21 protein-coding genes are annotated in these 22,268 nt (G+C 42.7%); 19 read left to right on the top strand and 2 right to left on the bottom strand.

Features of this window, described 5'->3' with window-relative positions; genetic code table 11:
• Positions 1–249: 249 nt before the first annotated feature.
• The 18 genes from NYE25_RS15580 (at position 250) to NYE25_RS15495 (ending at position 17,375) form a co-directional block, all read left to right on the top strand.
• A complete protein-coding gene (locus tag NYE25_RS15580; RefSeq protein WP_341146329.1) occupies positions 250–1,161 on the top strand; it encodes a dihydrodipicolinate synthase family protein in 912 nt (303 codons plus the stop codon).
• Between the two features lie 4 nt (positions 1,162–1,165).
• Entirely contained in the window at positions 1,166–1,807 is a 642-nt protein-coding gene (locus tag NYE25_RS15575; protein WP_341146328.1) for an SGNH/GDSL hydrolase family protein, read from the top strand.
• A 13-nt stretch (positions 1,808–1,820) separates the two neighbouring features.
• Positions 1,821–3,227, top strand: coding sequence for an ABC transporter substrate-binding protein (locus NYE25_RS15570; RefSeq protein WP_341146327.1), 1,407 nt, complete (start codon positions 1,821–1,823; stop codon positions 3,225–3,227).
• 85 nt (positions 3,228–3,312) lie between these two features.
• Positions 3,313–4,188, top strand: coding sequence for a carbohydrate ABC transporter permease (locus NYE25_RS15565; protein WP_341146326.1), 876 nt, complete (start codon positions 3,313–3,315; stop codon positions 4,186–4,188).
• A 13-nt stretch (positions 4,189–4,201) separates the two neighbouring features.
• On the top strand, positions 4,202–5,044 hold the full coding sequence (locus NYE25_RS15560; RefSeq protein ID WP_081390001.1) for a carbohydrate ABC transporter permease: 843 nt from the start codon (positions 4,202–4,204) through the stop codon (positions 5,042–5,044).
• 24 nt (positions 5,045–5,068) lie between these two features.
• Complete coding sequence (locus NYE25_RS15555) at positions 5,069–5,758, top strand: N-acetylmannosamine-6-phosphate 2-epimerase (RefSeq protein ID WP_341146325.1); 690 nt, start codon at positions 5,069–5,071, stop codon at positions 5,756–5,758.
• A gap of 23 nt (positions 5,759–5,781) precedes the next feature.
• Positions 5,782–6,654, top strand: a complete 873-nt coding sequence (locus NYE25_RS15550) for an ROK family protein (protein ID WP_341146324.1) — start codon at positions 5,782–5,784, stop codon at positions 6,652–6,654.
• Positions 6,655–6,677: 23 nt separating this feature from the next.
• The gene (locus NYE25_RS15545) at positions 6,678–7,532 is read left to right on the top strand and encodes a MurR/RpiR family transcriptional regulator (protein ID WP_076300453.1); all 855 of its coding nucleotides are present in this window, start codon (positions 6,678–6,680) and stop codon (positions 7,530–7,532) included.
• Between the two features lie 214 nt (positions 7,533–7,746).
• Positions 7,747–8,220: a YhcH/YjgK/YiaL family protein gene (locus NYE25_RS15540; protein WP_341146323.1), complete on the top strand. Its 474-nt coding sequence runs from the start codon at positions 7,747–7,749 to the stop codon at positions 8,218–8,220.
• A gap of 437 nt (positions 8,221–8,657) precedes the next feature.
• Entirely contained in the window at positions 8,658–9,770 is a 1,113-nt protein-coding gene (locus NYE25_RS15535; RefSeq protein WP_076286033.1) for an amidohydrolase/deacetylase family metallohydrolase, read from the top strand.
• Positions 9,736–10,839 (top strand): DgaE family pyridoxal phosphate-dependent ammonia lyase, encoded by a 1,104-nt coding sequence (locus tag NYE25_RS15530; RefSeq protein ID WP_076286034.1) that lies wholly within the window; start codon positions 9,736–9,738, stop codon positions 10,837–10,839. Before NYE25_RS15535 ends, NYE25_RS15530 begins: the two co-directional genes overlap by 35 nt.
• Position 10,840: 1 nt before the next feature.
• On the top strand, positions 10,841–11,593 hold the full coding sequence (gene dagF / locus NYE25_RS15525) for a 2-dehydro-3-deoxy-phosphogluconate aldolase (protein WP_341146322.1): 753 nt from the start codon (positions 10,841–10,843) through the stop codon (positions 11,591–11,593).
• A complete protein-coding gene (locus NYE25_RS15520) occupies positions 11,586–12,602 on the top strand; it encodes a sugar kinase (RefSeq protein WP_341146321.1) in 1,017 nt (338 codons plus the stop codon). The genes dagF and NYE25_RS15520 overlap by 8 nt, the downstream gene beginning before the upstream one ends.
• 8 nt (positions 12,603–12,610) lie before the next feature.
• Complete coding sequence (locus NYE25_RS15515; protein ID WP_076286037.1) at positions 12,611–13,324, top strand: GntR family transcriptional regulator; 714 nt, start codon at positions 12,611–12,613, stop codon at positions 13,322–13,324.
• A 246-nt stretch (positions 13,325–13,570) separates the two neighbouring features.
• Complete coding sequence (locus tag NYE25_RS15510) at positions 13,571–14,563, top strand: ABC transporter substrate-binding protein (RefSeq protein WP_341146320.1); 993 nt, start codon at positions 13,571–13,573, stop codon at positions 14,561–14,563.
• The gene (locus NYE25_RS15505; protein ID WP_341059623.1) at positions 14,544–15,320 is read left to right on the top strand and encodes an ABC transporter ATP-binding protein; all 777 of its coding nucleotides are present in this window, start codon (positions 14,544–14,546) and stop codon (positions 15,318–15,320) included. The genes NYE25_RS15510 and NYE25_RS15505 overlap by 20 nt, the downstream gene beginning before the upstream one ends.
• Positions 15,314–16,066: an ABC transporter permease gene (locus tag NYE25_RS15500; RefSeq protein WP_042191349.1), complete on the top strand. Its 753-nt coding sequence runs from the start codon at positions 15,314–15,316 to the stop codon at positions 16,064–16,066. Before NYE25_RS15505 ends, NYE25_RS15500 begins: the two co-directional genes overlap by 7 nt.
• Positions 16,067–16,244: 178 nt before the next feature.
• Entirely contained in the window at positions 16,245–17,375 is a 1,131-nt protein-coding gene (locus NYE25_RS15495; RefSeq protein ID WP_341146319.1) for a low temperature requirement protein A, read from the top strand.
• A 100-nt stretch (positions 17,376–17,475) separates the two neighbouring features.
• Here the strand turns inward: NYE25_RS15495 and NYE25_RS15490 are convergent, their stop codons facing one another.
• Positions 17,476–18,423 (bottom strand): serine hydrolase domain-containing protein, encoded by a 948-nt coding sequence (locus tag NYE25_RS15490; protein ID WP_341060289.1) that lies wholly within the window; start codon positions 18,421–18,423, stop codon positions 17,476–17,478.
• Between the two features lie 171 nt (positions 18,424–18,594).
• Between NYE25_RS15490 and NYE25_RS15485 the strand changes: the two genes are divergently transcribed.
• Entirely contained in the window at positions 18,595–20,964 is a 2,370-nt protein-coding gene (locus tag NYE25_RS15485) for a YcdB/YcdC domain-containing protein (protein ID WP_341146318.1), read from the top strand.
• A gap of 160 nt (positions 20,965–21,124) precedes the next feature.
• On the opposite strand, the gene NYE25_RS15480 is transcribed toward NYE25_RS15485, so the two are convergent.
• Complete coding sequence (locus tag NYE25_RS15480; RefSeq protein WP_042191342.1) at positions 21,125–21,946, bottom strand: TerC family protein; 822 nt, start codon at positions 21,944–21,946, stop codon at positions 21,125–21,127.
• Positions 21,947–22,268 lie beyond the last annotated feature (322 nt).

The raw sequence follows: 22,268 nt of genomic DNA, 5'->3' as shown, positions 1-22,268 counted from the left end.
TAGATAGTGTTACTCTGATTATAACTAGAGCTGCATATATCGTCCGATATTCTATTTTTAATTGGAAATTATAAGGTCTTATTTTATGGGCGTTCACTTAAATGAAACTATTTTTCTAGTATGACCGTTCTTTTGGTGGAAATAAATTTTATTTTTAAAAAAATAGAGAAAATAATTTACAGAACCTAATTTAAGTGATATCTTGAATATGTAGAAAAGAAACCGTTCACATCTTAAGGGGGATTATCAATGACACTCAACAAGTTCCACGGAATTATACCTGCCTTCTATGCTTGCTATGACGATCAAGGAAATATTTCTGAATCCCGGACACATGCCTTATGTGATTACTTATTTGAAAAAGGAGTTCAAGGTGTTTATGTGGGAGGCAGTTCTGGAGAATGTATTTACCAGAGTCTGGACGAACGCAAAGCGGTACTTAGCTATGTAGCTAGTAACCTGAAAGGTAAAATGACACTGATTGCTCATGTAGGAGCCCCTTCCACTAGAGATAGTATCGAATTAGCAAAACATGCGGCGAGCTTAGGATATGATGCACTATCCGCAATCCCACCTATATATTTCAAATTACCTGATAGTGCAGTAACTAAATACTGGAGCGAGATTATGGAGGCAACTCCTCTACCGTTCATTATCTACAACATTCCTCAGACTACGGGATATACACTAACTCCAGCTTTATTCGAGAAACTGCTTACTAATAAAAAAGTTATCGGCGTTAAGAATTCTTCTATGCCACCTATGGATATTGAACGCTTCAAAAGAGTGGGTGGAAAAGATGTAGTGGTCTTTAATGGACCGGATGAACAGTATGTTGCGGGAAGAATCATGGGAGCCGATGCTGGCATTGGTGGTACTTATGCAGTTATGCCGGAGCTGTTCTTGCAAGCTAATGCATTTGTACTTGCCGGCAAGTTTGAGGAAGCAGGACAACTTCAAAGTGAGATCAACGATATCATCATCGCGCTTTGTTCCCTCAAGGGTTCTATGTATGCGGAAATTAAAGAGGTTCTGAGATTAAGAGGCGTAAACATTGGTAGTGTAAGAGCACCGCTTGAAGGGGTAGCCGCTGAAGATGCTGGTCCAATCGCAGACATTATGAAATTGATTGATCAAGCGATCGAAAAATATTGTGGTTAATGCAATGAAGAGAACCATCGTATGCTTTGGTGATTCCAATACTTGGGGCTACGACGCAGAGACGGACCAAAGGTTTAATGATGAAATACGTTGGACCGGACTTCTACAATCAGAAGTGTGCAACACTTACCGAGTCATAGAGGAAGGGCTTCCTGGTAGAACTAGTGTTAGTGACGATCCGCTATTTGAAGGGTTAGCCGGAATAGCTTATCTCTATCCATGCCTCATGTCACATGCACCACTTGATTTGGTGGTGATCATGCTTGGGACAAATGATACGAAAGAAAGATTTGCACTAACTTCTTATAACATCGCACAAGGTGTTGTTAGACTCGCTCATAAAGCTAGAGGGAGCGGGGCAGGTCCAGCCGGGAAAGCTCCAGAAGTGCTTGTGATCGCTCCTCCCCCCATTGGGGCAGAGTATTTGAATACTCCTATTGGTAAGCCAATGGGAAGTAATTGTAGCGAGAAATCTTTGGAGCTCTCTCAGCATCTTGCAGCTTTGCTTTCGGGGACAGATATCCACTTTATTGATTCCAGAGAATATGTATCGATGAATGAAATAGATTACATGCATCTTGATATACAAGGACATCGGAACATGGCTGATTTAGTGAAATATCATGTCAAACGGATACTAGAATAGGGGAGGATTTAAAATGAAGAAGAAACGTTTACTTTCGACAATGGTTGCATTAATGGTAATTATTTCACTGATTTCAGGATGCTCTGGTAACAACGCAGCAAGCTCTAATACATCCGATAATACTGCTAAATCTGGCAAGGAAAAAGTGGCGATTAAAGTATGGCTGACCCCTCAGTGGAAGGGTGTTGTGGATGCAACGGAACAAGGTGCTGACTATGATAGCTTCCTTAAGGCTGCTGCTGAGAAATTCAAGGCACAATATGATAAATATGATGCTGACATTCAGGTCGAAGTCATTGCCGGAGATCAGCGAGACCAACTCCTCAATGTTAACTTGAGCGGAGGAACGCCACCAAATGTCTTCTTTGAAAGCGTATTCCCAATGGGCGATTATGTTCACCGTGGAGCTTTGGAGCCTTTGACTGACATCATCGATGAGGACGCAAAAAGTGATATCGCACAAAATTACTGGGATGCAGTAACGTTCGGAAAAGATGTGTACTTCTACCCATTCCAACACAATCCAGGCACTTTGGTCTACAACGCAGACATGTTTAAAGCGGCTGGTTTAGAAAAGTTCGTCGGTGGAGAGTCCGAAATTAAGACTTGGAACTTGGATGAATATCAACAAATCTTGGATTGTCTGAAAAATAATCTTCCGAAGGACAAATATTCTAATGCCTATCCAATGGCACTGTACGCTGTGAATAATCAAGGAGATACGTGGAACCTTGCATACTTAAGAATGTTCGGCAACAAGTTCTTCGATGATCAAGGGAATATTGTTCTGAATGATGCGAATGGAGTTAAAGCTGCTACATGGTTGAAAAAATTATATGACGGTGGATATACAAATCCAGGTGCTGAATCTGTATCCTCCAATGATGCCAATGCCATGTTCCAGAATCAGCAGCTAGCGATCAGTTTCACCAATCCAATCTTGTTCAATGGAACAAAAGCAAATATGGAATCCGGCACGTCTCCAAAGTTTGATATGCGTCTTGCTAATATTCCGTCCGAAAGCGGAGATCCTCTATCCTTTACTTATGTAGTGGGTGCTAGTGTATTCAAGTCTAAAGATGCGAAGAAGACTGAAGTAGCTAAAGATTTCGTGAAGTTCTTTTCAAGTGATCCTGAATTAGTTAAATCCTCTAAGAATGGTATTCCTGTGAGAAGCTCCGTGGCTGAAGAACTTAAGTCGGAGAATCCTCTCTTTGCTGCTTATGATGCCAACTCAAAATATTTGTTTAACTTCACGGGCAATGTTCCAGGATATAGCCAATTAAGAGAAGTTTTGTACCCTGATCTACAGGCGCTTTACATGGGAGCAAAGACACCAGAACAGTTTGTACAAGATTATCAGACCAATGGTAATAAAGTGATTGATACGAATAAAGCTAGCTCTGTCATTTTCCAATAATCTAAGAACAGGTAAACAATAAACGATTAACAGCCTTTAGAGTCTGAAGAGGCTCGAAGGGCTGTTAATTAGAAAGGTAAACGATATGAAACTACGTAGTAATTACCTAAAAGAGAATATTACAGGTTATCTGTTTATTTTACCTCAGATGTTAGTATTCTTAGCCTTTCTTGTCTATCCGATCTTAGAAGGGATGCGCCTGAGTTTATACCAAATTAATTATGATAGTGAGAAGTTTGTGGGTCTGGCTAATTACACCACATTGTTTAATGATCCGGTATTCTTCAAGGCGATCTTCAATACGATTATATTCGTAGTCTTTATCGTCCTACTTACAGTGGGCTTTGCATTATTTGTAGCCTCGGCTGTATTTGATAAGAACGCTAAGTACGTTTCCTTTATAAGAGGGAGCTATTATATCCCGGTCATGGTATCCATGGTTGTAATGAGTATGGTGTGGAGTTTCCTGCTGAATCCTGCTAATGGACTTATTTCTTTTATATATAAAGATATGGGTCTTGGGACGATCAATCTTCTAGGAAATCCAAAGACAGTTTTGCCAGTGGTGATCTTTGTGACCTTCGCGACTAACGTGGGCCAAGCCATTATTCTGTATATTGCTTCGATGATTGGTGTATCTAAAGAGCTTTTTGAAGCAGCAGAAATCGACGGTGCAAGCAGATGGCAAGTAATTTCGAAGATCCTCATTCCTTCTGTAGGACCAACAACGACCTATATTACGATTATCAATATTATTGCTGTTCTAAAAATATTTGTAGTCATCCAGTTATTAACCGGCGGCGGACCGAACAACTCATCGGTAACCTTGATGTACTACCTCTATAATAATGCCTTTAAGTACAACCAACTCGGCGTAGCTTCTGCGGTAGGCGTTATCATGTTCGTGATTACATTGTTATTATCTGTGCCTCAGCTACGAAGCATGATTAAGGTGAAGTGAGGGGGAATACAACATGTCGAAAATAAGAAATAAGAAGAAGAGAGAGAAGTTTGATGTGATATCGAATGTGATCATTGTCCTCTTCGCGCTCCTTAATCTTTTTCCATTGTATTGGTTATTCACTAGTTCGCTTAAGAACAGTTCAGATGTTGTGAAGATGCCTCCAGACTGGTGGCCTAAATCGATCACATTCTCCAACTATGTGGATGTGTTTCAGAACCAACCGGCCTTGAGATGGACGTTTAATAGTATTTATGTCTCAGGCGTATCTACGATTATCGTTATTATTGTAGGCGCTATGGCTGCCTATGCATTCTCAAAGATCAATTTTAAAGGTAAAGATATCATCTTCATTATTTTCATATCGAGCTTGATGATTCCTAAGGAAATTATGATCGTGCCTTTATTCCGGATTACACAGCAATTTGGAATGGTGAATTCGTATAACGGTATGATTTGGCCGAACGTTGCGGGCGCATTTGGAGTGTTCCTATTAAAAGGATTCTTCGATTTAACCCCTAACGCTTTGAGAGAAGCCGGGAGAATAGATGGTGCAAATGAATGGAGAATCTTCACTCGCATCATGGTGCCTATTATTAAACCTGGTATTGGAGCCTTATTTATTCTGAATTTTGTGCAAGTCTGGAATGATTATTTGTGGCAGCTGGTTATAGGTCAAGAGAACAAAATGAAAACATTAATGGTTGGTACTGCAACCTTAATGCAGGATCTGAATCCTAATTTCGCATATAAAATGGCCGGAGCCACCATTGCTGCAATTCCGATGTTGCTAGTGTTCATGTTATTCCAACGGTTCTTCACCAATGGAATTACAGCAGGAGCAGTTAAAGAATAAATAAAGATGTGGAGTGGGTTACTGATGAATACTGAAAATAATGTACTTAAAAAGATAAAACATAAACTAGTCGTCTCCAGTCAAGCCTTACCCGAAGAACCGCTGCATAGTCCGTTTATAATGGGAAGAATGGCTTATGCAGCATACTTGGGCGGTGCTTCAGGCATTCGGGCAAATAGCGTAGCGGATATTCAAGAAATTAAGAAAACAGTGGATCTACCTATCATTGGGATCATCAAAAGGGTATATGAAGGTTCTGAAGTGTTTATTACACCAACCATGAAGGAAGTAGATGAGCTTTACCGCGAAGGGGTAGATATCATTGCTATGGATGCGACGGACCGGACTCGTCCGGATGGATCAACCATCTCAGAACTATTTCCTCACCTAAGAGAGACCTATAAAGATCAACTGTTTATGGCAGATTGCTCTACATTTGAAGAAGCTGCTAAAGCCGTTGAGCTGGGGTTTGATCTTGTGGGAACTACCTTAAGCGGATATACAGAATACACCAAAGAGCGGTCACTTCCAGATTTCGAGCTAGTTAAACAAATCGTAAGCAAATTCTCTGTGCCTGTGATAGCTGAAGGCGGTGTTTCCACTCCTGAAGAACTGAAGACAATGTTCGATCTAGGTGTTTATTCAGCAGTTGTCGGCTCAGCGATTACAAGACCAATGGAGATTACCAAAAGGTTTGTAAACGCTATTCAGTAGATTGCCGGAGAGGGTAGATAAGGATGAGAATTCTCGCTGTAGATATTGGCGGTACCAATACCAAGATGTGTATATGCGATAAACTTGGGAATGTTCATAACTTTAAGGAGTATGCAACTGAGAGCCACTTGGGAGGGCCGCATGTAATCTCAAGATTGCTTGATAAAATTGCAGAAAATGATGATTTTGATGCCATTGCTATAAGTACGGCCGGTCAAGTCAATGCTGAAGAAGGAATTATAGTCTATGCTAACGAAAATATACCTAGATATACAGGGATGAAGATTAAGGAAATTGTAACTAATCATTTTCATAAACCTGTTATGGTAGAGAACGATGTGAATTCAGCAGCATTAGGCGAGGCTCATTATGGTGCTGCCCAGAACTTTAACAATTTTTTATGCTTGACGTTTGGCACGGGCATTGGTGGTGCCATTGTATTGAACCACCAAATCTATAAAGGAGCAGATGGGGTAGCGGCCGAATTTGGTCATATCCTGACACATCCATTGTCAGATGCGGTGGAGGGACTGCCTTTTTATGAGAAGTATGCTTCAACCACTGCTTTAGTCAAGATGGCTCAGCAGGCAGATCCCGAATGTACAGACGGAAAAGTCCTTTTTGATAAAATTCACAAAGGGGACGAAGCTCTGAAACAGATCTTGGATTCATGGGTAACTGAGGTGTCCGTGGGTTTAGCCTCAATTATTCATATTTTCAATCCATCCGCTATAATTATTGGGGGCGGTGTTATGGAGCAAGAAGATTTAGTTCAAAGGGTCGAGGAACGGACGAAGTCTTTAAATATGGAGAGTTTTGCGGGTGTAAGAATTGTTAAGGCCTCACTTGGGAATAAGGCAGGCTTGCTTGGCGCTTCCTCTTTATTCGCACATTAAATCATTGTAAAGGAGGGGCTTATTTGCGAACAATCAGTATTTTTTCTTCTATTCATTCCAAGTACAATAATTTGACGAATACGGAGAAAAAGGTAGCGGACTACGTCCTGGAGAACACGAGAAGTGTTGTCTATATGTCGATTACTGATCTTGCAGATGCGTGCGATGTAGGTGAATCAAGTATTTTTCGATTTTGCAAATCTTTAAGTTATAAAGGGTATCAAGAGTTCAAGATTGCACTCGCTCATAGTATCACTGTAGAGAATGAGATCCCGCAGCTTACGGATCAAATTCTAATGGACGACACTACTGAAGCTGTGGCTTCCAAAGTGCTGACCACAAATGTAAGTGCACTGAACGAGACCTATAATTTAATTGATATACAGAAAATCAATGAAGCTATTGATTATATGATAAACGCGGAACGAGTATCATTTTTCGGCGTGGGCTCTTCATTAATCACGGCGATGGAAGCCAAAATTAAATTTATGCGCATTACAAACAAAACGGAGTGTTTGATGGATTCACATCTTCAGATGATGTCTGCGGCGCTAATGTCTAACCGAGATGTAGCTGTAATCATTTCTTACTCCGGTTCAACGAAAGATAGTATCGAGGTTGCAAGAAAGGCGAAGGAACGAGGCGCTAAGGTGGTGTCCATTACGAGATTTGAAAAGTCACCTTTAACGTCGTATTCGGATCTTACCTTACTTTGTGGTGCTAATGAGGGTCCTCTGCAGGGCGGTTCATTATCTGCTAAGATCTCACAACTCTATCTGCTGGATATTTTATATGTGGAATATTTCAAAAAGACTAGTGAGCAGTCCATTATCAATAAAGAAACAACAGCTGCAGCAGTTAGTGAGAAGCTCCTATAAGTGCGTGTTCAAAAAGTATGGTTTTCAGCACCGAGAAGATTGGATGAAGGTAGAAACTGAGGAGCGGAGCGTAGTGGAAGCTACGTGAGCACCGGAAGTTTCGCCTGAATTTAATATTCAATGTCAAGTAAGCTTCTTGGGCTACTTCGTGATCAAAAGCGGACTTTTTGAACAACCTCTGTAGATAATTGAGATGTGAGGAGAATGAGACAATATGATCTTAGGTTCATTGTCATCTTGGGAAGAGCATAGCAGATACGAGAATTCAGTCATTGTAGAGGCAATTGAGGAATTGAAAGTCATCTTACAACATGAACCTGATCTCGGACGAATCGAGATCCGCGGTAACGAGATATACGTTTCGATTATGGCGCTTGAGGCGAAGTCGCTAGAGGAACAGGTTGCTGAAAAGCATGAGGCTTATATTGATGTGCATTATCTGATCGAAGGTGAAGAAACGATCGGTTGGTCCCCTCTGCAAGAAGGGGTCGAGGCTACTAAGCCTTACGATGCCGAAGCAGATTATGCGCTTTATCCTCCGTCATCCGATGAAATTTTGTTAACTTTGAAGTCGGGGATGTTCGCTGTCTTTTTCCCGCATGATGTACACAGACCTGGTATGGGTCAACCGGGCATGAAGATTAAGAAGGCTGTTATTAAGATACATGTAGGTTTATTAAATTCATAGATTGAGAAAGCAGCGATTCTCCTTTTTATTGGAGGATCGTTGCTTTGCGTTTCGGTCATTTGCAGCTTGCTTCTGTAGATTATGGGCAGGTAAAAGCCAAATCGACTTCTAGGACTACTGAAGAAGTGAAACGGAAGCTCTGATAGATAATTAGGGAAAATCTCCCTCTAATTCAACTGATTCGTTGGTGAATAGATATTACCACGATTTTTAGGTAGGAATTCCCTAATTCTATTCATTAAAAGCAATTATCGGCTATAATCAGGGAGATTTTCCCTAATTACTCTCTACAAAGAATCCGTCCGATAATCAGGTTTCTCTAATTTTGTGACAACCACGTCTAATTTTACGTACAAACATTATAACGTTATATTTACTTAACGCGCTATTCGTGTTATTTTAAACATTATAATGTTATATGGAAAAAGGTGAGAACAATGGATGAAAGATACGTGCTCCGTCAGGTGAAACGAGTAAGCGGAGAAGAGATCGACATTGTAATCGAAAATGGCAAGATCGCTGAGATCACCCCGGCAGGTGAGGCGCATGGGGGGCAGGAGTGGGAAGGTTCAGGCGCGTACGTATCCAGTGGCTGGATCGATATGCATGTGCATGCCTTTCGCGAATTTGATCCGTATGGTGACGAGATCGATGAGATCGGTGTCCGGCAAGGGGTGACCACTCTAGTCGATGCCGGTAGCTGCGGGGCGGATCGGATAGGTGATCTGGCTCTGGACGCGTCTCAGGCTAAGACGAATGTGCTGGCTTTTTTAAATATCTCGCGGATCGGACTGCTAAGAATTGATGAATTGTCCAACTTGGAATGGATTGATAAGGAGAAGATCCTGCAATCCGTCCGAACCTACGGGGAGATAATCGTGGGATTAAAGGCTAGGATCAGCAAGAGCGTTGTCGGCGCGAGCGGGATTGAGCCGCTGCATATTGCACGAAGCCTTTCAATGGAGACGGGCCTGCCGTTAATGGTACATATCGGTTCAGCACCGCCAGATATCAGAGAGGTTATGCCCCTTTTGCAGCGTAAGGATATCGTGACCCATTATCTCAACGGAAAAGAGAATAATTTGTTTGCTGCGGATGGTCAGCCGCTTCAGGTACTGACTGAGGCCATTGAACGGGGAGTTCATCTCGATGTGGGACATGGAACAGCAAGCTTCTCTTTTAAGGTAGCTGAGGCTGCTAAACGTAATGGTATTGGACTGAATACGATTAGCACGGATATCTATCGAGTGAACCGAATGAAGGGACCAGTCTTTAGCATATCTAATGTACTTTCCAAGTTTCTATGTTTGGGCTATGCTCTGGATGAGATTGTGGCAGCGGTTACTTCCAATGCGGCGGAATGGCTGGGCAGGCCGGAGCTGGGCCGAATTCAGGTGGGAGATCCTGCAAACTTGACTCTCTTCACCCTGCAGCATAAGTCTGCAGTGCTTGTGGATTCTGAAGGAGAAGAAAGAATGACGGATAAAGTAATCCATGCAAAAGGAGTGGTTATAGGTGGGGAATTCATTAAATGCGAAATACGGGCTTAAACGCGTAATCAATGCAAGCGGCAGAATGAGTATCTTGGGGGTGTCGGCTCCGTCTGACACAGTGATGGAGGCTATGAAGCAAGGCGGACAGAGTTATGTGGAAATAGCGGATCTGGTGGATAAAGCCGGAGATTACACGGCACGAATTCTCGGCGCTGAAGCAGCGCTTATCGTTAACTCAGCCTCCAGCGGTATTGCATTGTCCGTTGCGGCGCTAGTGACCCAAGGCAATCGGCGCCGCAGTGAACGTTTGCACCAAGAAGCCATTCCACGCAATGAAATCATCATTCTGAAGGGGCATAATGTACAGTACGGAGCTCCTGTGGAAACGATGGTCTATCTAGGTGGTGGGAAACTAATTGAGGTCGGTTATGCGAATGAAGGCCGTGCTGAGCATATAGAGGATGCCATTTGTGAGCAGACGGCTGCCATTCTATACGTGAAGTCCCACCATGCGGTGCAGAAGAATATGTTATCCGTCGAAGAAGCATGGGAGATCGCAAAACGTAGGGGCATTCCACTAATCGTAGATGCCGCAGCGGAAGAAGACCTCTGTAAATATGTGAAATACTCTGACCTGGCAATTTATAGTGGTTCTAAAGCTATTGAAGGGCCTACATCCGGTATTATCGCCGGCAAACGTAATTATGTGGAATGGGTTAAGGTCCAATTGTATGGAATAGGACGCAGTATGAAGGTTGGTAAAGAAACTTCCTTTGGTCTGCTGCAAGCACTAGAGGAATACATGGTCAAGGAAGACAAGAGTGACACCGAGAAAGCGTCTTTGCAGGGATTGATGGTGTTGAATGAACTTCCGGGAATTCGTGTAACCATTGTGCAGGACGAGGCGGGCCGTGCCATCTATCGCGGCCGGGTTCAGGTTGATCCACAGCAGGCCGGAATTACGGCGAAAGAATTGGTGGAGGGGTTGCAGAAGGGCGAGATTGCGATCTACACCCGCGATTATGGAGTGAAGCAGGGATATTTCGATATTGATCCACGGCCGCTTCTGGGGGATGATCTGCACGTGATTGTAGACAGCATTCATAAATTAATAGGGGGACAATAAGATGACGATTTCACAACGTTTTTATAAGGGCCGCACCGCATTAAATGTACTCGCTAAAGATATCGCTAATGCTAAAGAAATTTATGAAGCGGCGGAAGGTTATGTACTGGTCGGTGTGCTCTCTAAGGATTATAAGACGGTAGAAGAAGCCGTAACCGCCATGAAGCAATATGGTCAAGAGATTGAAGATGCGGTATCCATTGGCTTAGGTGCAGGGGATAATCGCCAAGCGGCAATTGTGGCCGAGATTGCTAAGCATTATCCGGGTAGTCATATTAACCAGGCATTCCCGCTGGTTGGAGCTACACGCGCTAATCTTGGTGGGAAAGACAGCTGGATCAACAGCATGATCGCCCCTTCTGGTCACGCTGGTTATGTGAATATTTCTACAGGAGTCTTCAGCGCTGCGCAGAGTGAAGCGGCGATTGTACCTATAGCATCGGCAATTGCGCTTGTTCGGGATATGGGTGGTAATGCACTGAAGTATTTCCCGATGGAGGGATTAAGCCGTGAAGAGGAATACCGCTCTGTCGCTAAGGCCTGTGCTGAGGCAGAGTTCGCACTCGAACCAACCGGTGGAATTGATATGGACAATTTCGAGGAAATACTAGAGATTGCGCTTGAAGCAGGGGTGCCACAAGTGATTCCGCATGTCTACTCATCCATTATCGATAAAGAATCGGGCCAGACCCGGACCCAGGATGTGCGTGATTTGCTTGGAATTATGAAGAGGCTGACAGATAAATATGCCTAAACGAATCGGGGCATTCGGAGAAGTGATGATGCGTCTGCAGGTGCCGGGAGTTCAGCTGCTATCCCAGGGAAACAGCTTAAACTATTCATTCTCTGGTACCGGGGTTAATGTCAGCGCTGCACTGGCACGCTTCGGGCATGAAGGTTATTTGATTTCCCGTTTGCCGACTACTTCCTTGGGAGAGGCCGCCGCCGCGTATTTGCGGAAGCTGGGCATCTCTTCTAGCCTCGTTATACGAGGAGGAGAATATCTGGGCTTGTATTTCTTGGAGAACGGATTTGGTGCACGTCCAAGCAAGGTAACTTACAGCAATCGTCTGGAGAGTAGCTTCAATACGGCTCCTGAGAAAACTTATAATTATGAAGAGATTGCGCGAAGCCTGGATGTGATCCATTTCTGCGGCATTACGCTGGCTATGAACGATAGTGTACGTCATCATATGAAATTCTTGGCTAGAGCTGTCAAACAGCAGGGTGGGACTGTGATCTTTGATTGCAACTATCGTCCGTCCTTGTGGGGACCGGAAGGCTATTCACAAGCGAAGCCGCATTACGAGGAGATGCTGCAGCTGGCCGATATCGTAATGATGAATGAGAAGGACGCAATCTTTATCTTGGGGATCAGCACTGAACAAGCTGAACGTGAAGAGCAACTGATCGAACTGATTCCAGCAGTTGCGAAGCATTACGATATCTCGGTGATCGCAGGCACCCATCGCAGTATTCATGGCGACAACTCACATTCACTGCGTGGGTTTCTTTATAAGAATCAGAGCTTCTTCTTTTCGGATACGCTGAGATTTCTCGTCTATGATAGAATAGGGGCTGGAGATGCCTATACGAGCGGAATTGTGCATGGCGAGCTAACAGGATTTACACCTGAGCAGACAGTACGGTTTGCCGCTGCCGCTAGTATGTTAGCCCATACTGTCGAGGGCGACACTCCCATGGCTTCAGAAGCGGATATACTTCGAGCTATGACTCTATCCGTAGGCGATGTAGAAAGGTAGTGAACCTCTTGAGTTTGTCCCGAAAAGATAAGCCCTTATATATGCAAATTGCAAATATTATAAAGGATCGGATTCTACACGGAGTCTATCCTATTGGATTGAATATTCCTTCCGAGCCTCAGCTAGAGCAGGAATTCAATGTCAGCAAGATCACTGTACGCGGTGCCATTCAGGAGCTCGTCCAAGAAGGATTTCTGGAAAAGGGGAGCGGCAAGGGGACGAAGGTGATCCGTAATACCTCATCATCCAAGCTGTCCAAGTGGAAAAAATTCACGGAAATTCTAGTGGATGAAGGGCACCAAATTCGGAAGCAATGGCTGAAGGCGGAGCGAGTATATAATGAAGTCGAAAGCGAAGCCTTTCGTTTATTCGGCGAACGTTGTATACGCTTGGAACGCATATATAGTCTCAATGATATTCCATACGTTCATTACACGCATTATTTAGTAAATGGTATGGATGATTTGGATCTACTGGACTTAAATGCCCAGTCCTTGTATGAACTGCTTGAAGAGCGGAGCGTTTCCTTAGAGAAACTGCGTGATGAATTTTCCGTTGCCGTTCCTCCGCCTGATGTAGAGGAGATATTGCTCCTTGATAAGAAGTGTCCCTTGCTGAAGCGAACTCGTTATTCTTATGATGAGCTGGGCAAGGTAACTGAGTATAGTGTAGGCTTTTACAATACAGAGCTGCAGAATTATGTAGTGAACTATGAGGTGTAGTTAGCGAAAATCCGGAGCAATTTGCAGGGGAGATTCCTTGCAGAATGGTTCGGATTTTTTGCATCTTAGTATGTGATAAATATAACTATTTAAATTTATGAATATACAAGCTGTGATGACTGATGTAAAATTACAATACCTGAAGCGTCCTGGAACAGCTTAAGGGCTTTTTGCATGCTCTTTTGCAGATTGCAAAGAATAGGGGCATGTCTACTATAGAAAGATTAATGGAGGTAGGAGAGTTTTATGAAGAAAAAAGCATTAAAAAGAATGTTGATGTTGTCGATGATGGTCGTTGTCGTCGCTGTACTTGCAGTAGGTTGTGGTTCAAAGAATAACACGAATACAGCATCGACAGAGGGTAACGCAGCAGAGGCCTCAAAAGAAGCTGTTACTTTGTCGCTTGGCTTACTGCCTTCGATTGATGCGATTCCTTTTGTAATTGCTCATGAGCAAGGTTTTGATAAGAAGCATGGAGTGAACCTAGATATCCAAACGTTTAAGAGTGCAAAAGACCGTGATGTCGCCTTTCAAGCAGGCAAGTTAGAGGGGATCAGTGCTGATTTGGTTGCGATTTCTATCTACAATGAAGCCGGGCTGGATGTGAAGATCACTAGCACAACTTTTGGTGAATTCGATTTATTGACTGGGAATGACGCCATCCAAGATGTGAAGGATCTGAAAGGCAAAACTGTGATTTTGTCCAAAAATACTTCCACACAATATACTGTGGCGATGATGCTGAAACAAGCGGGTTTAACGGAAGATGATATTACGGTAACTGAGGTTCCACAAATCCCTACCCGTTTAGAATTGCTTAAGAACAATAAGGCGGATGCAGCTATTTTGCCGGAACCATTTGTAACTATGGGTAAAGCTTCAGGCTTGCGCGTGCTTAGCTCCACGCATATAGCGGGAGTGAATCCATTTGTATTGGCTTTTCCACAAACCGCTATTGATGCTAAGGAAGATGCGATTCGCAACATGTATGCTGCTTATGACGAGGCTGTAGCGTATATGAAATCTCATGATCAATCCGAATATATCGATCTTGTGATCAAAGAAGTTGGTTATCCAGAAACGTTGAAAGATGAGATCAAGGTACCTGATTATGTCCCTGCCAATCAAGTGGATGTGAAAGAAGTAGAAGCCGCATTTGCATGGGCACGGGAAAAAGGTTTGCTTAGCAAAAATATCTCGGCTGAAGATGTGATTTCTGATGTCCAATTCAAAAAATAAGGGACTCGTCATTAAGGGTCTTAAAGTAGAGTACAAGACAGGTCAACTGGCCTTAGGAAAGATGGATCTATCTTTACCGGAGCATGGGATTTACACGATCATCGGACCCTCTGGCAGCGGAAAATCAACTTTATTACGGGCGATTGCGGGCTTGCTGCCAAGCTATATGGGGCAAATTGTTTTTAATGAAAAATCCGTGCATGATAAAGAAAATCTGATCGGCCTGGTACCGCAAAACTACGGGCTTCTTCCATGGAAGACTGTACATGATAATATTCAAATCGCGATGAAAATCTCGCATACTGCGAGCACATCCAAGCAAGAACGGGAGAATCAGATTAATCAGTGGCTGTCATCGATGGGAATCTATGATTTAGCTGATCGTTATCCTCTTTCTCTTAGTGGAGGACAGCAGCAAAGAGTGGCAATCGCCAGAGCGTTCGCCATTTTGCCCACTATTTTACTGCTGGACGAGCCATTCTCCGCACTGGATGCGATTACTAGGGAAACGCTGCAGATTCTCTTTTTGGATAACTGGTCAGCGCATCCGGCGACTACCTTATTTGTTACCCATGATGTGGAAGAAGCTATTCTGCTGGGGCAGAAAATTATTGTTATGCCGTCTAATAAAAAAGAAGCTCCGGAAATGATCGATAATCAATTAGTGTTTCAGATGAAGCATGAAGATAAGCGGGACAGTGTAGATTTCTTTGAGCAGACTAAGCGAATCAGAAAGGTAATGCAGGAGATATGGTGAGAAAAAATCGGATTCATCACATAATAAGACTGTTGTTTGTGTTCTTTTGTATGAATGTGGTTTGGTATATTGCCTATTTGCTTATGAATCATTCGATTTTGCCGAGTCCATTCGCTGTATATAACGCTATGTTTCACTTAGGTGGGCAGGAAATTGCTTTAAATGTAGGATATAGCTTGTTCAGAATTTTTGCAGGGGTAGTGCTGGCGTTAATCATTGGACTGCTCATTGGTCTTCTGATGGGACGTTCGCTGACCTGGAATAAGCTGCTTGACCCTGTGGTCTACTTGACCTATCCTGTTCCCAAAATCGCCCTGCTTCCCGTTGTGATGCTATTCTTCGGGCTTGGTGAAACGTCCAAAATCTTAATGATCATGCTGATTCTCTTGTTCCAGATTATTATCTCCGTTAGGGATGGTGTGAAGGCTATTCCTGAGAATACCTATGATGTCTTAACGAGTATAGGGGCAAGTACAGTGCAGAAATTCTGGCATGTGACACTGCCAGGTGCACTGTCGGTCATTCTGAGTACGATTCGTATTTCACTGGGAACAGCGATATCTGTACTCTTTTTCACGGAGATTTATGGAACTGAGCATGGCATGGGCTTCTTCATTATGGATGCTTGGTTAAGACTGGATTATCCGGAGATGTATGCGGGAATTATGCTGTTCAGCTTGGTGGGGTTTGTCCTCTTCTTACTTGTTGATTATCTTGATTACAAGTTTATGAAGTGGCGGAATTAAATGTAGTTGGAGATTTAACTATAGCTTTCCTTTGTCGATTTTAGGCAAGGGGGAGCTTTTTTTGTGTGATTTTAGAGTGGAAACAAAGGGGCTTCAAATTAGTATATCAATTCGGTTAAGATGGATAAGTATTCGATAAACTGTATTGGATACACATCCAAACTAAGGGAGTAAAACGATGAATAAGCGCACATCGGGATTTGAGCACGGCACAGCATCCTTTGCTGAGAAGAAAGTTACCTGGCTGGAACTATTTTATGATCTGCTTTTTGTAGCTGCAGTTTCAAAAGCGAGTCATGTCTTGTTGCATGTAGAGGCGGGTACAATTCCACTTGAATATTTATCTAAATTTATCTTAATATTCATTCCGATCTGGTGGGCCTGGGTGGGACAATCGCTTTTTGTAAATCGGTTTGGACAGGACATCTTTTCACACCGAATATTTCTGATTCTACAATTATTTTTTGTATTAATAATGACGGCCAGCTTATCGGTTAACTTTGATCAATACTATATGCCATTTCTAATCGGTTATGTTGGCTTAAGAGCTATGACTGCCATTCAATATCTTACGGTAAATAAGAATGAAGCAGCTGATAGAAAGGACACTGCCCGTTATCTGGGAAGTCGTTTTTGGATTGGATTAGTGATCTCTGCTTTATCACTTTTCTTTGACTCTTGGATACGTTATGTAGTTTTGTATACAGGAATTACTATAGACATTTTGCTTCCATTAATCGGTCGGAGATACTTGGTGAAAAGCCCGATAAACACTCATCATTTATTAGAACGTTTCTCGTTGTTTACCCTCATTCTACTTGGCGAATCAGTGGTCAGTATACTTGCAGTCTTACAGTCTAGCCACTGGACGTGGCAATCTATTTTATTTGCATTATTAACTTTTCTATTAATTATAGCTATGTGGTGGCAATACTTTGATAATGTTGAAAAGAAAGTGGACAAAACCATAGAGACTGCCGGGCAAACTATAATTTATGGGCATTTATTTATTTATGTATCCTTAAGCATGATTGCAGCTTCAATCCAACTGCTATTTTTAGAACAATTAAATTACACATTTATGGTATGTTTTATTTTTGGATCGGTCCTGCTCTACTTCTTCTCTACCTCACTGGTCTTCCATAAATATAGACGTATACAGCAACGGTTAGGGATATTTCATTTGGCGTTATTATTAGGTATACTTGGAGTTTTTTTCGCAGTAGATTTGTTGTTCCTTATACCCAATTACCTGATCATTGGAGAAATGGTGTTATTTTTTGCTGTGTATGCAAAATTAACGACTTGAGCTTCGTTGTATCGAAGCTGAATAAATTGAAGAAGGAAGCCGGGTCATTGCAACCCGGCTTCCTTCTTTCATAATGGGAGTGTGCGGTATCCCCCTGTCGTTATTGCCCAAGAAGCGCTGGCACGATAAATCGGCCGAACACATTAGCTGGTGAGCCTTTCTTGTATTTATCCGCAGTAATGACTGCAACCAGCTCATAGGATGGAACCACAATAATATGCTGGCCCATGAAGCCAAGCGCAAAATAATAAGGGATCTCCTTTGGCTGCTGCTCCGTACCTGCATTGAATGATGATACCCACCAGTGCCATCCGTAGAAGCCCTTCTGTGGTAGCGTGGCTGCGACATAGGGGCGAGTGGACTTCTGAACAGTACCCGAATGAATGAGCTGTTGATCCTTCCAGCGCCCTTCTTGCAAATAAAGGAGACCAAATTTCAGCATATCCTCAGGCATCATATAAAGGCCAAACCCACCAGTATGTATGCCTTGTGGATCACTGTCCCAGCGATAGCTTTCGATGCCAAGCGGCTGAAATAGCTGATCTTCAGCAAATGCTGCAACGTCTTGTCCAGAACATTCACGCAGGATAGCGGATAAAATCTGGGAGCAGCCGGAGTTATAGTTCATCTCAGTGCCTGGCTTATGAGATAGCGGCTGGGCGAGCACAAACTTTATCCAGTCTGCGGTTCTAGTCATAGTCGGAAAGGAATTTTGCCCCCCAAATTCTGTCCAGTTAAAGCCTGCGGTCATCGTTAATAAGTGACGGATAGTGATCTCTCTTTTTCGTGGATCTTGATCCTCTTTTAATGAAGGGAAAAATAGAGAAATGGGTGTATCCGGTGGTGGAACCATTTGTTTATCTATGGCTATGCTGACTAAGGCGGCGAGCACGCTTTTGGTGCATGAGTTAATTTTACCTAGCTCCTTAGCGATTTCTGGCTCGCGATAATGCTCCAGTATAGGTTTTCCATGTTGAATGATTAGACAACTGCGAATTTCTAGGCCAGTAATACCGTCTATAAGCGGCTGAAGGTTCCAATCAGTAATGTGAATGGCCCCCTTTCATAGATGAGTTGAAGCTGTAGCTGCCTACCATTATAGCTTATATAGGGTGCATTACATAAACCTTGTAATTTCCTGTCGTTAATTAAATATGGAAAATATAAGTAATTATCTGTATAATGTTATGAATCACGTGTTAGAGGAGGATGAATTCTTTTGAAAAGCAATAACACTCACTTTGTTCATCAGACAGCTAAAACGGTATTGATTACTTCAGTGGCGCTCGCGTTATTATTACCCCCTGGCTTGGCCGCAGCCGATTCTACATCTGTTAGTAGCAACACTACGGTAACACAGGTTAGCACACAAGCGCCGGTGACTACAACGAACTCTGAGGCAGATCTTACAAAAGTGAAATTCACGCAGGAGCAAGCGATTGCGAAGCTAAAAGAATTATTCCCATCCCTAAAAGATGCAACGGTAAACAATGTACAACTGGGATCTAATCAAAGCTACCCCCCTCCAGCAAATCAAATGATCTGGAATATTCAGTGGCAGATTCAAGAGGGGAGTATGGGATATGGCTTTAGCAGTGAGGTAGATGCCATTAATGGAGATATCATCAGTACGTATATTTCATACCCTCGTGAGAATAACGAATCCTATTATCCACCGAAAGTATCGCAGACTCAGGCACTGGAGATCGCCAAGGCTTTTGTGACTAAGGCAGCCTCATCGGTTAAGAGCAGTGATCTGCAATTAAATGAGAATGCTGGTTATAATTATTTTTCGAACTCTTTATTCGGTCCTGTTCAATACAGCTATTACTTCAGTGTCATGAAGAATGGTCTTCCTTCTGGATCGGATAACATTAATATAGCCGTGGATGGCAACGGTAATGTAATTCAATTCTCTAAGTTTTCTCAAGGGCTTGAGTATCCATCTGCACAGCCGAAGATTACCTTGGAGCAAGCACAGAAGCAATTTGCGGAACAGTTTGATGTAGGCCTTTTTTACATTCCTACTTATAAGAACGGAAAACCTAACAACTGGATTCTAGGCTGGCGCCCAGTGGATCAGTCTCTATATCCTATCGATGCATTGACAGGCAAGAGAATAGATTATGAAGGAAAAGAATCCGTATCCACCGCAGTCGTGTATTCAGATGTAGCAAAGAGTAAGGATGTCTTTCAAGCAAGAAGCTCTACTACAGAACTTACTTCAAAAGAAGCGGAACAGCTTGTAAAGAAGGTTGCATATATTCCAGCAGATCGTAAATTGATCTCCCAAAGCTTGAGAAATGACTATCAGGATACAGATCGGAAGATCTGGCAGTTATACTGGGGTGGGGCTAGTGGAAATGAACGCTACATTGGGGCTGGCTTTCCAGAACAATCCTCTGCCGAGATCGATGCAAAGACCGGTGAAATATTACAGTACCAGGTTCAAGCTTATGGTGCTGCTCAGGATAAGAAGAAGGAAGAGGCAGCCCCTGCTGGAGGGAAGAAGCTTAGTGAGGCCGAAGCTAAGACTAAAGCACTTAGTATAATAAATAGCCTATATCCTCAGGCGAGTCAGAAGCTAAAGCTTGTAGAATATGGAGATAACTCAAACGTTACTTCAGACGGATCAGGATTTAGATATCAGTTTATTAGATATCATCAAGGCATTCCTGTGAGTGACAGTACCCTTACGGTTAGCTTGGATCTTTACGGCAGACTGATTTCTTACATGGGGAATCGGATAAACGGTATCGATGAAATCACATTATCTCCTGATGCAACAATTTCCAAGAAGGAAGCGCTCGAAAGTTATAAACCTAAATATCAGACTAAGCTGAAGTATACTCAGGTTGGTGGATACTATAGTTATAATAGCTATGCCGCGCCAAAGGTGAAGCTGGTATATGATACAACTTTTGATGAATCTAATGGATTATATCAGGTTTTAGATGCAGCCACTGGAAAATGGGTAGCGGTCTATGATTACCTCGGTCAGCAAGATGCTCAAATATCTGCAACGGATATCAAAGGTCATGCAGCAGAACAACCCTTATCAGAATTAGTAAAATATCATGTGATTACTCCGGATGCCGATGGTAAAGTAAACCCAGATCAAGAAATAACAGTTGGCGATTGGTTAACCTATCTTGCCAAGGCTTCTAATCCGAATTTCAGCAGTTATATTGCTAATAATGAACGGAAAACTGTGGCAGGTGTGAAGCCTGAGAATTCATATTATGATGTTGTTACTTATGCAGCAGATCGTAAGTGGATCAACAAGGATCAAAGCCTGCAAATTGATAGTAAGTTAACCCGGGAACAGCTTGCTGTTCAGCTGGCTAATTTTTTGAAATACAACAAACTCACAGCCTATCTTGATAAAGATGTAACGGTAAGTCAGTTCAGTGATAGTGCATCTATAAACAATAAGGGTGCAGTGGCTCTTGTAGTGAAATTGGGAATCCTAAAGGATGACAACGGCAAGTTTAATCCGCAGCAGACGGTAACGAAAGCGCTGGCGGCTACGGTGATTATGAAGCTAGTGGAACTGCAAGGTAAGACTGATCAGATTATAGGTCAATAAAAATATATAATGCAGAGCCTACTTCCCATTTGATGGTGGAAGCAGGCTTTTCTGTATGAGGAGCAAAATAGGGAATAAAAGAAAACAACCCGAAAGACAAACACCTTTACAGAAGGGGTGTGTCTTTCGGGTTATATTTGTTTTTGCTATTCAAATACAATTAATGGAGCTGTTTATCTACTTCTTTAACTGGATTCTCGTTAGCGTTCTCTTCTACCTTGCTGCTCATAAACCAACCGATTGCAGCGATGAGCACGAGTACAACATAGAAGGTAACCTTCCAAATGGTACTATGCGCGAAATCCTCGGAAAGAACACCAAGTGAAGGGTGTGCCAAGGTAATGACTGCGAGCTTAACGCCGACCCAGCCTACGATGAAGAAGGCTGCAATTTCAAGACCTGGACGGGTGTGCAGCAGCTTAACGAAGAAGGAAGCCGCAAAACGCATAATGACCAATCCGATAAATCCTCCGGCAAAGATGACGAGGAATTGTCCACCGTCAAGGCCTCCGATTTTTGGAAGACCACTTGCAGGTAGTGCAACCGCAAGTGCAACTGCGGCTAGGATGGAATCGACCGCGAAGGCGATGTCAGCAACTTCTACTTTAAAGACAGTAAACCAAAAGCTGGATTTCTTTTTGTTGACTGCGCCGTCCGTACCGCTTTCAGCTGCTTCATCCGTAACGGGCTTCTTGATTAATAGTTTTCGGAAGATATGGTTCCCCGCGATAAACAGTAAATAAAGTGCGCCGATGGCTTGTACTTGCCAAATATCAACCAGGTAAGAGATGACAAATAGTGAACCGAAGCGGAACACGAAGGCTCCGGCTAATCCGTAGAATAGTGCTTTTTTTCTTTCCTCATCAGGAAGGTGTTTAACCATAATTGCCAATACCAGTGCGTTATCTGCGGCTAGTAGTCCTTCAAGTGCTACAAGAACTAGTAATACCCAGCCGTACTCTAATAATAATCCCCAATCCATTACTGTTGTCCTCCCTTTTCTTATGCAAATATCTACTAAAAGATACTTACCTTACCATTTTAACCAATTTTATATAAAAAAGACCTTTACCAAACAGATTAGCCTTTGGAATAAAGGTCTAACCTGATTGGTAAAGGTCTCGCTAACAATGTTGAATTGCCAATAAAGCCGGAGAATATCCTCATATTCTCGTATTGACGACTTTATTTAACAGCTACTCCCCTTTACGGGATATATTAAATTTTTGATTTAATTCATTGTGATTTTGCCTAAGGAGATCATATACGAGTTGAAAGTTAATGTCAATAAAATGTTGGAGGAA

This window comes from Paenibacillus sp. FSL E2-8871 (genome assembly GCF_038000345.1).
Taxonomy (GTDB): domain Bacteria; phylum Bacillota; class Bacilli; order Paenibacillales; family Paenibacillaceae; genus Paenibacillus_AQ.
This window is presented reverse-complemented; position numbering and strand designations above follow the sequence as displayed.

Bases quoted from the DNA above. Each gene is read 5' to 3' on its own strand.
- NYE25_RS15505 (WP_341059623.1), top strand. From the start codon at position 14,544: ATGTCCAATTCAAAAAATAAGGGACTCGTCATTAAGGGTCTTAAAGTA.
- NYE25_RS15520 (WP_341146321.1), top strand. From the start codon at position 11,586: ATGCCTAAACGAATCGGGGCATTCGGAGAAGTGATGATGCGTCTGCAG.
- NYE25_RS15480 (WP_042191342.1), bottom strand. From the start codon at position 21,946: ATGGATTGGGGATTATTATTAGAGTACGGCTGGGTATTACTAGTTCTT.
- NYE25_RS15535 (WP_076286033.1), top strand. From the start codon at position 8,658: ATGGATGAAAGATACGTGCTCCGTCAGGTGAAACGAGTAAGCGGAGAA.
- NYE25_RS15555 (WP_341146325.1), top strand. From the start codon at position 5,069: ATGAATACTGAAAATAATGTACTTAAAAAGATAAAACATAAACTAGTC.
- NYE25_RS15570 (WP_341146327.1), top strand. From the start codon at position 1,821: ATGAAGAAGAAACGTTTACTTTCGACAATGGTTGCATTAATGGTAATT.
- NYE25_RS15500 (WP_042191349.1), top strand. From the start codon at position 15,314: ATGGTGAGAAAAAATCGGATTCATCACATAATAAGACTGTTGTTTGTG.
- NYE25_RS15495 (WP_341146319.1), top strand. From the start codon at position 16,245: ATGAATAAGCGCACATCGGGATTTGAGCACGGCACAGCATCCTTTGCT.
- dagF (WP_341146322.1), top strand. From the start codon at position 10,841: ATGACGATTTCACAACGTTTTTATAAGGGCCGCACCGCATTAAATGTA.
- NYE25_RS15575 (WP_341146328.1), top strand. From the start codon at position 1,166: ATGAAGAGAACCATCGTATGCTTTGGTGATTCCAATACTTGGGGCTAC.
- NYE25_RS15550 (WP_341146324.1), top strand. From the start codon at position 5,782: ATGAGAATTCTCGCTGTAGATATTGGCGGTACCAATACCAAGATGTGT.
- NYE25_RS15510 (WP_341146320.1), top strand. From the start codon at position 13,571: ATGAAGAAAAAAGCATTAAAAAGAATGTTGATGTTGTCGATGATGGTC.
- NYE25_RS15565 (WP_341146326.1), top strand. From the start codon at position 3,313: ATGAAACTACGTAGTAATTACCTAAAAGAGAATATTACAGGTTATCTG.
- NYE25_RS15540 (WP_341146323.1), top strand. From the start codon at position 7,747: ATGATCTTAGGTTCATTGTCATCTTGGGAAGAGCATAGCAGATACGAG.
- NYE25_RS15560 (WP_081390001.1), top strand. From the start codon at position 4,202: ATGTCGAAAATAAGAAATAAGAAGAAGAGAGAGAAGTTTGATGTGATA.
- NYE25_RS15580 (WP_341146329.1), top strand. From the start codon at position 250: ATGACACTCAACAAGTTCCACGGAATTATACCTGCCTTCTATGCTTGC.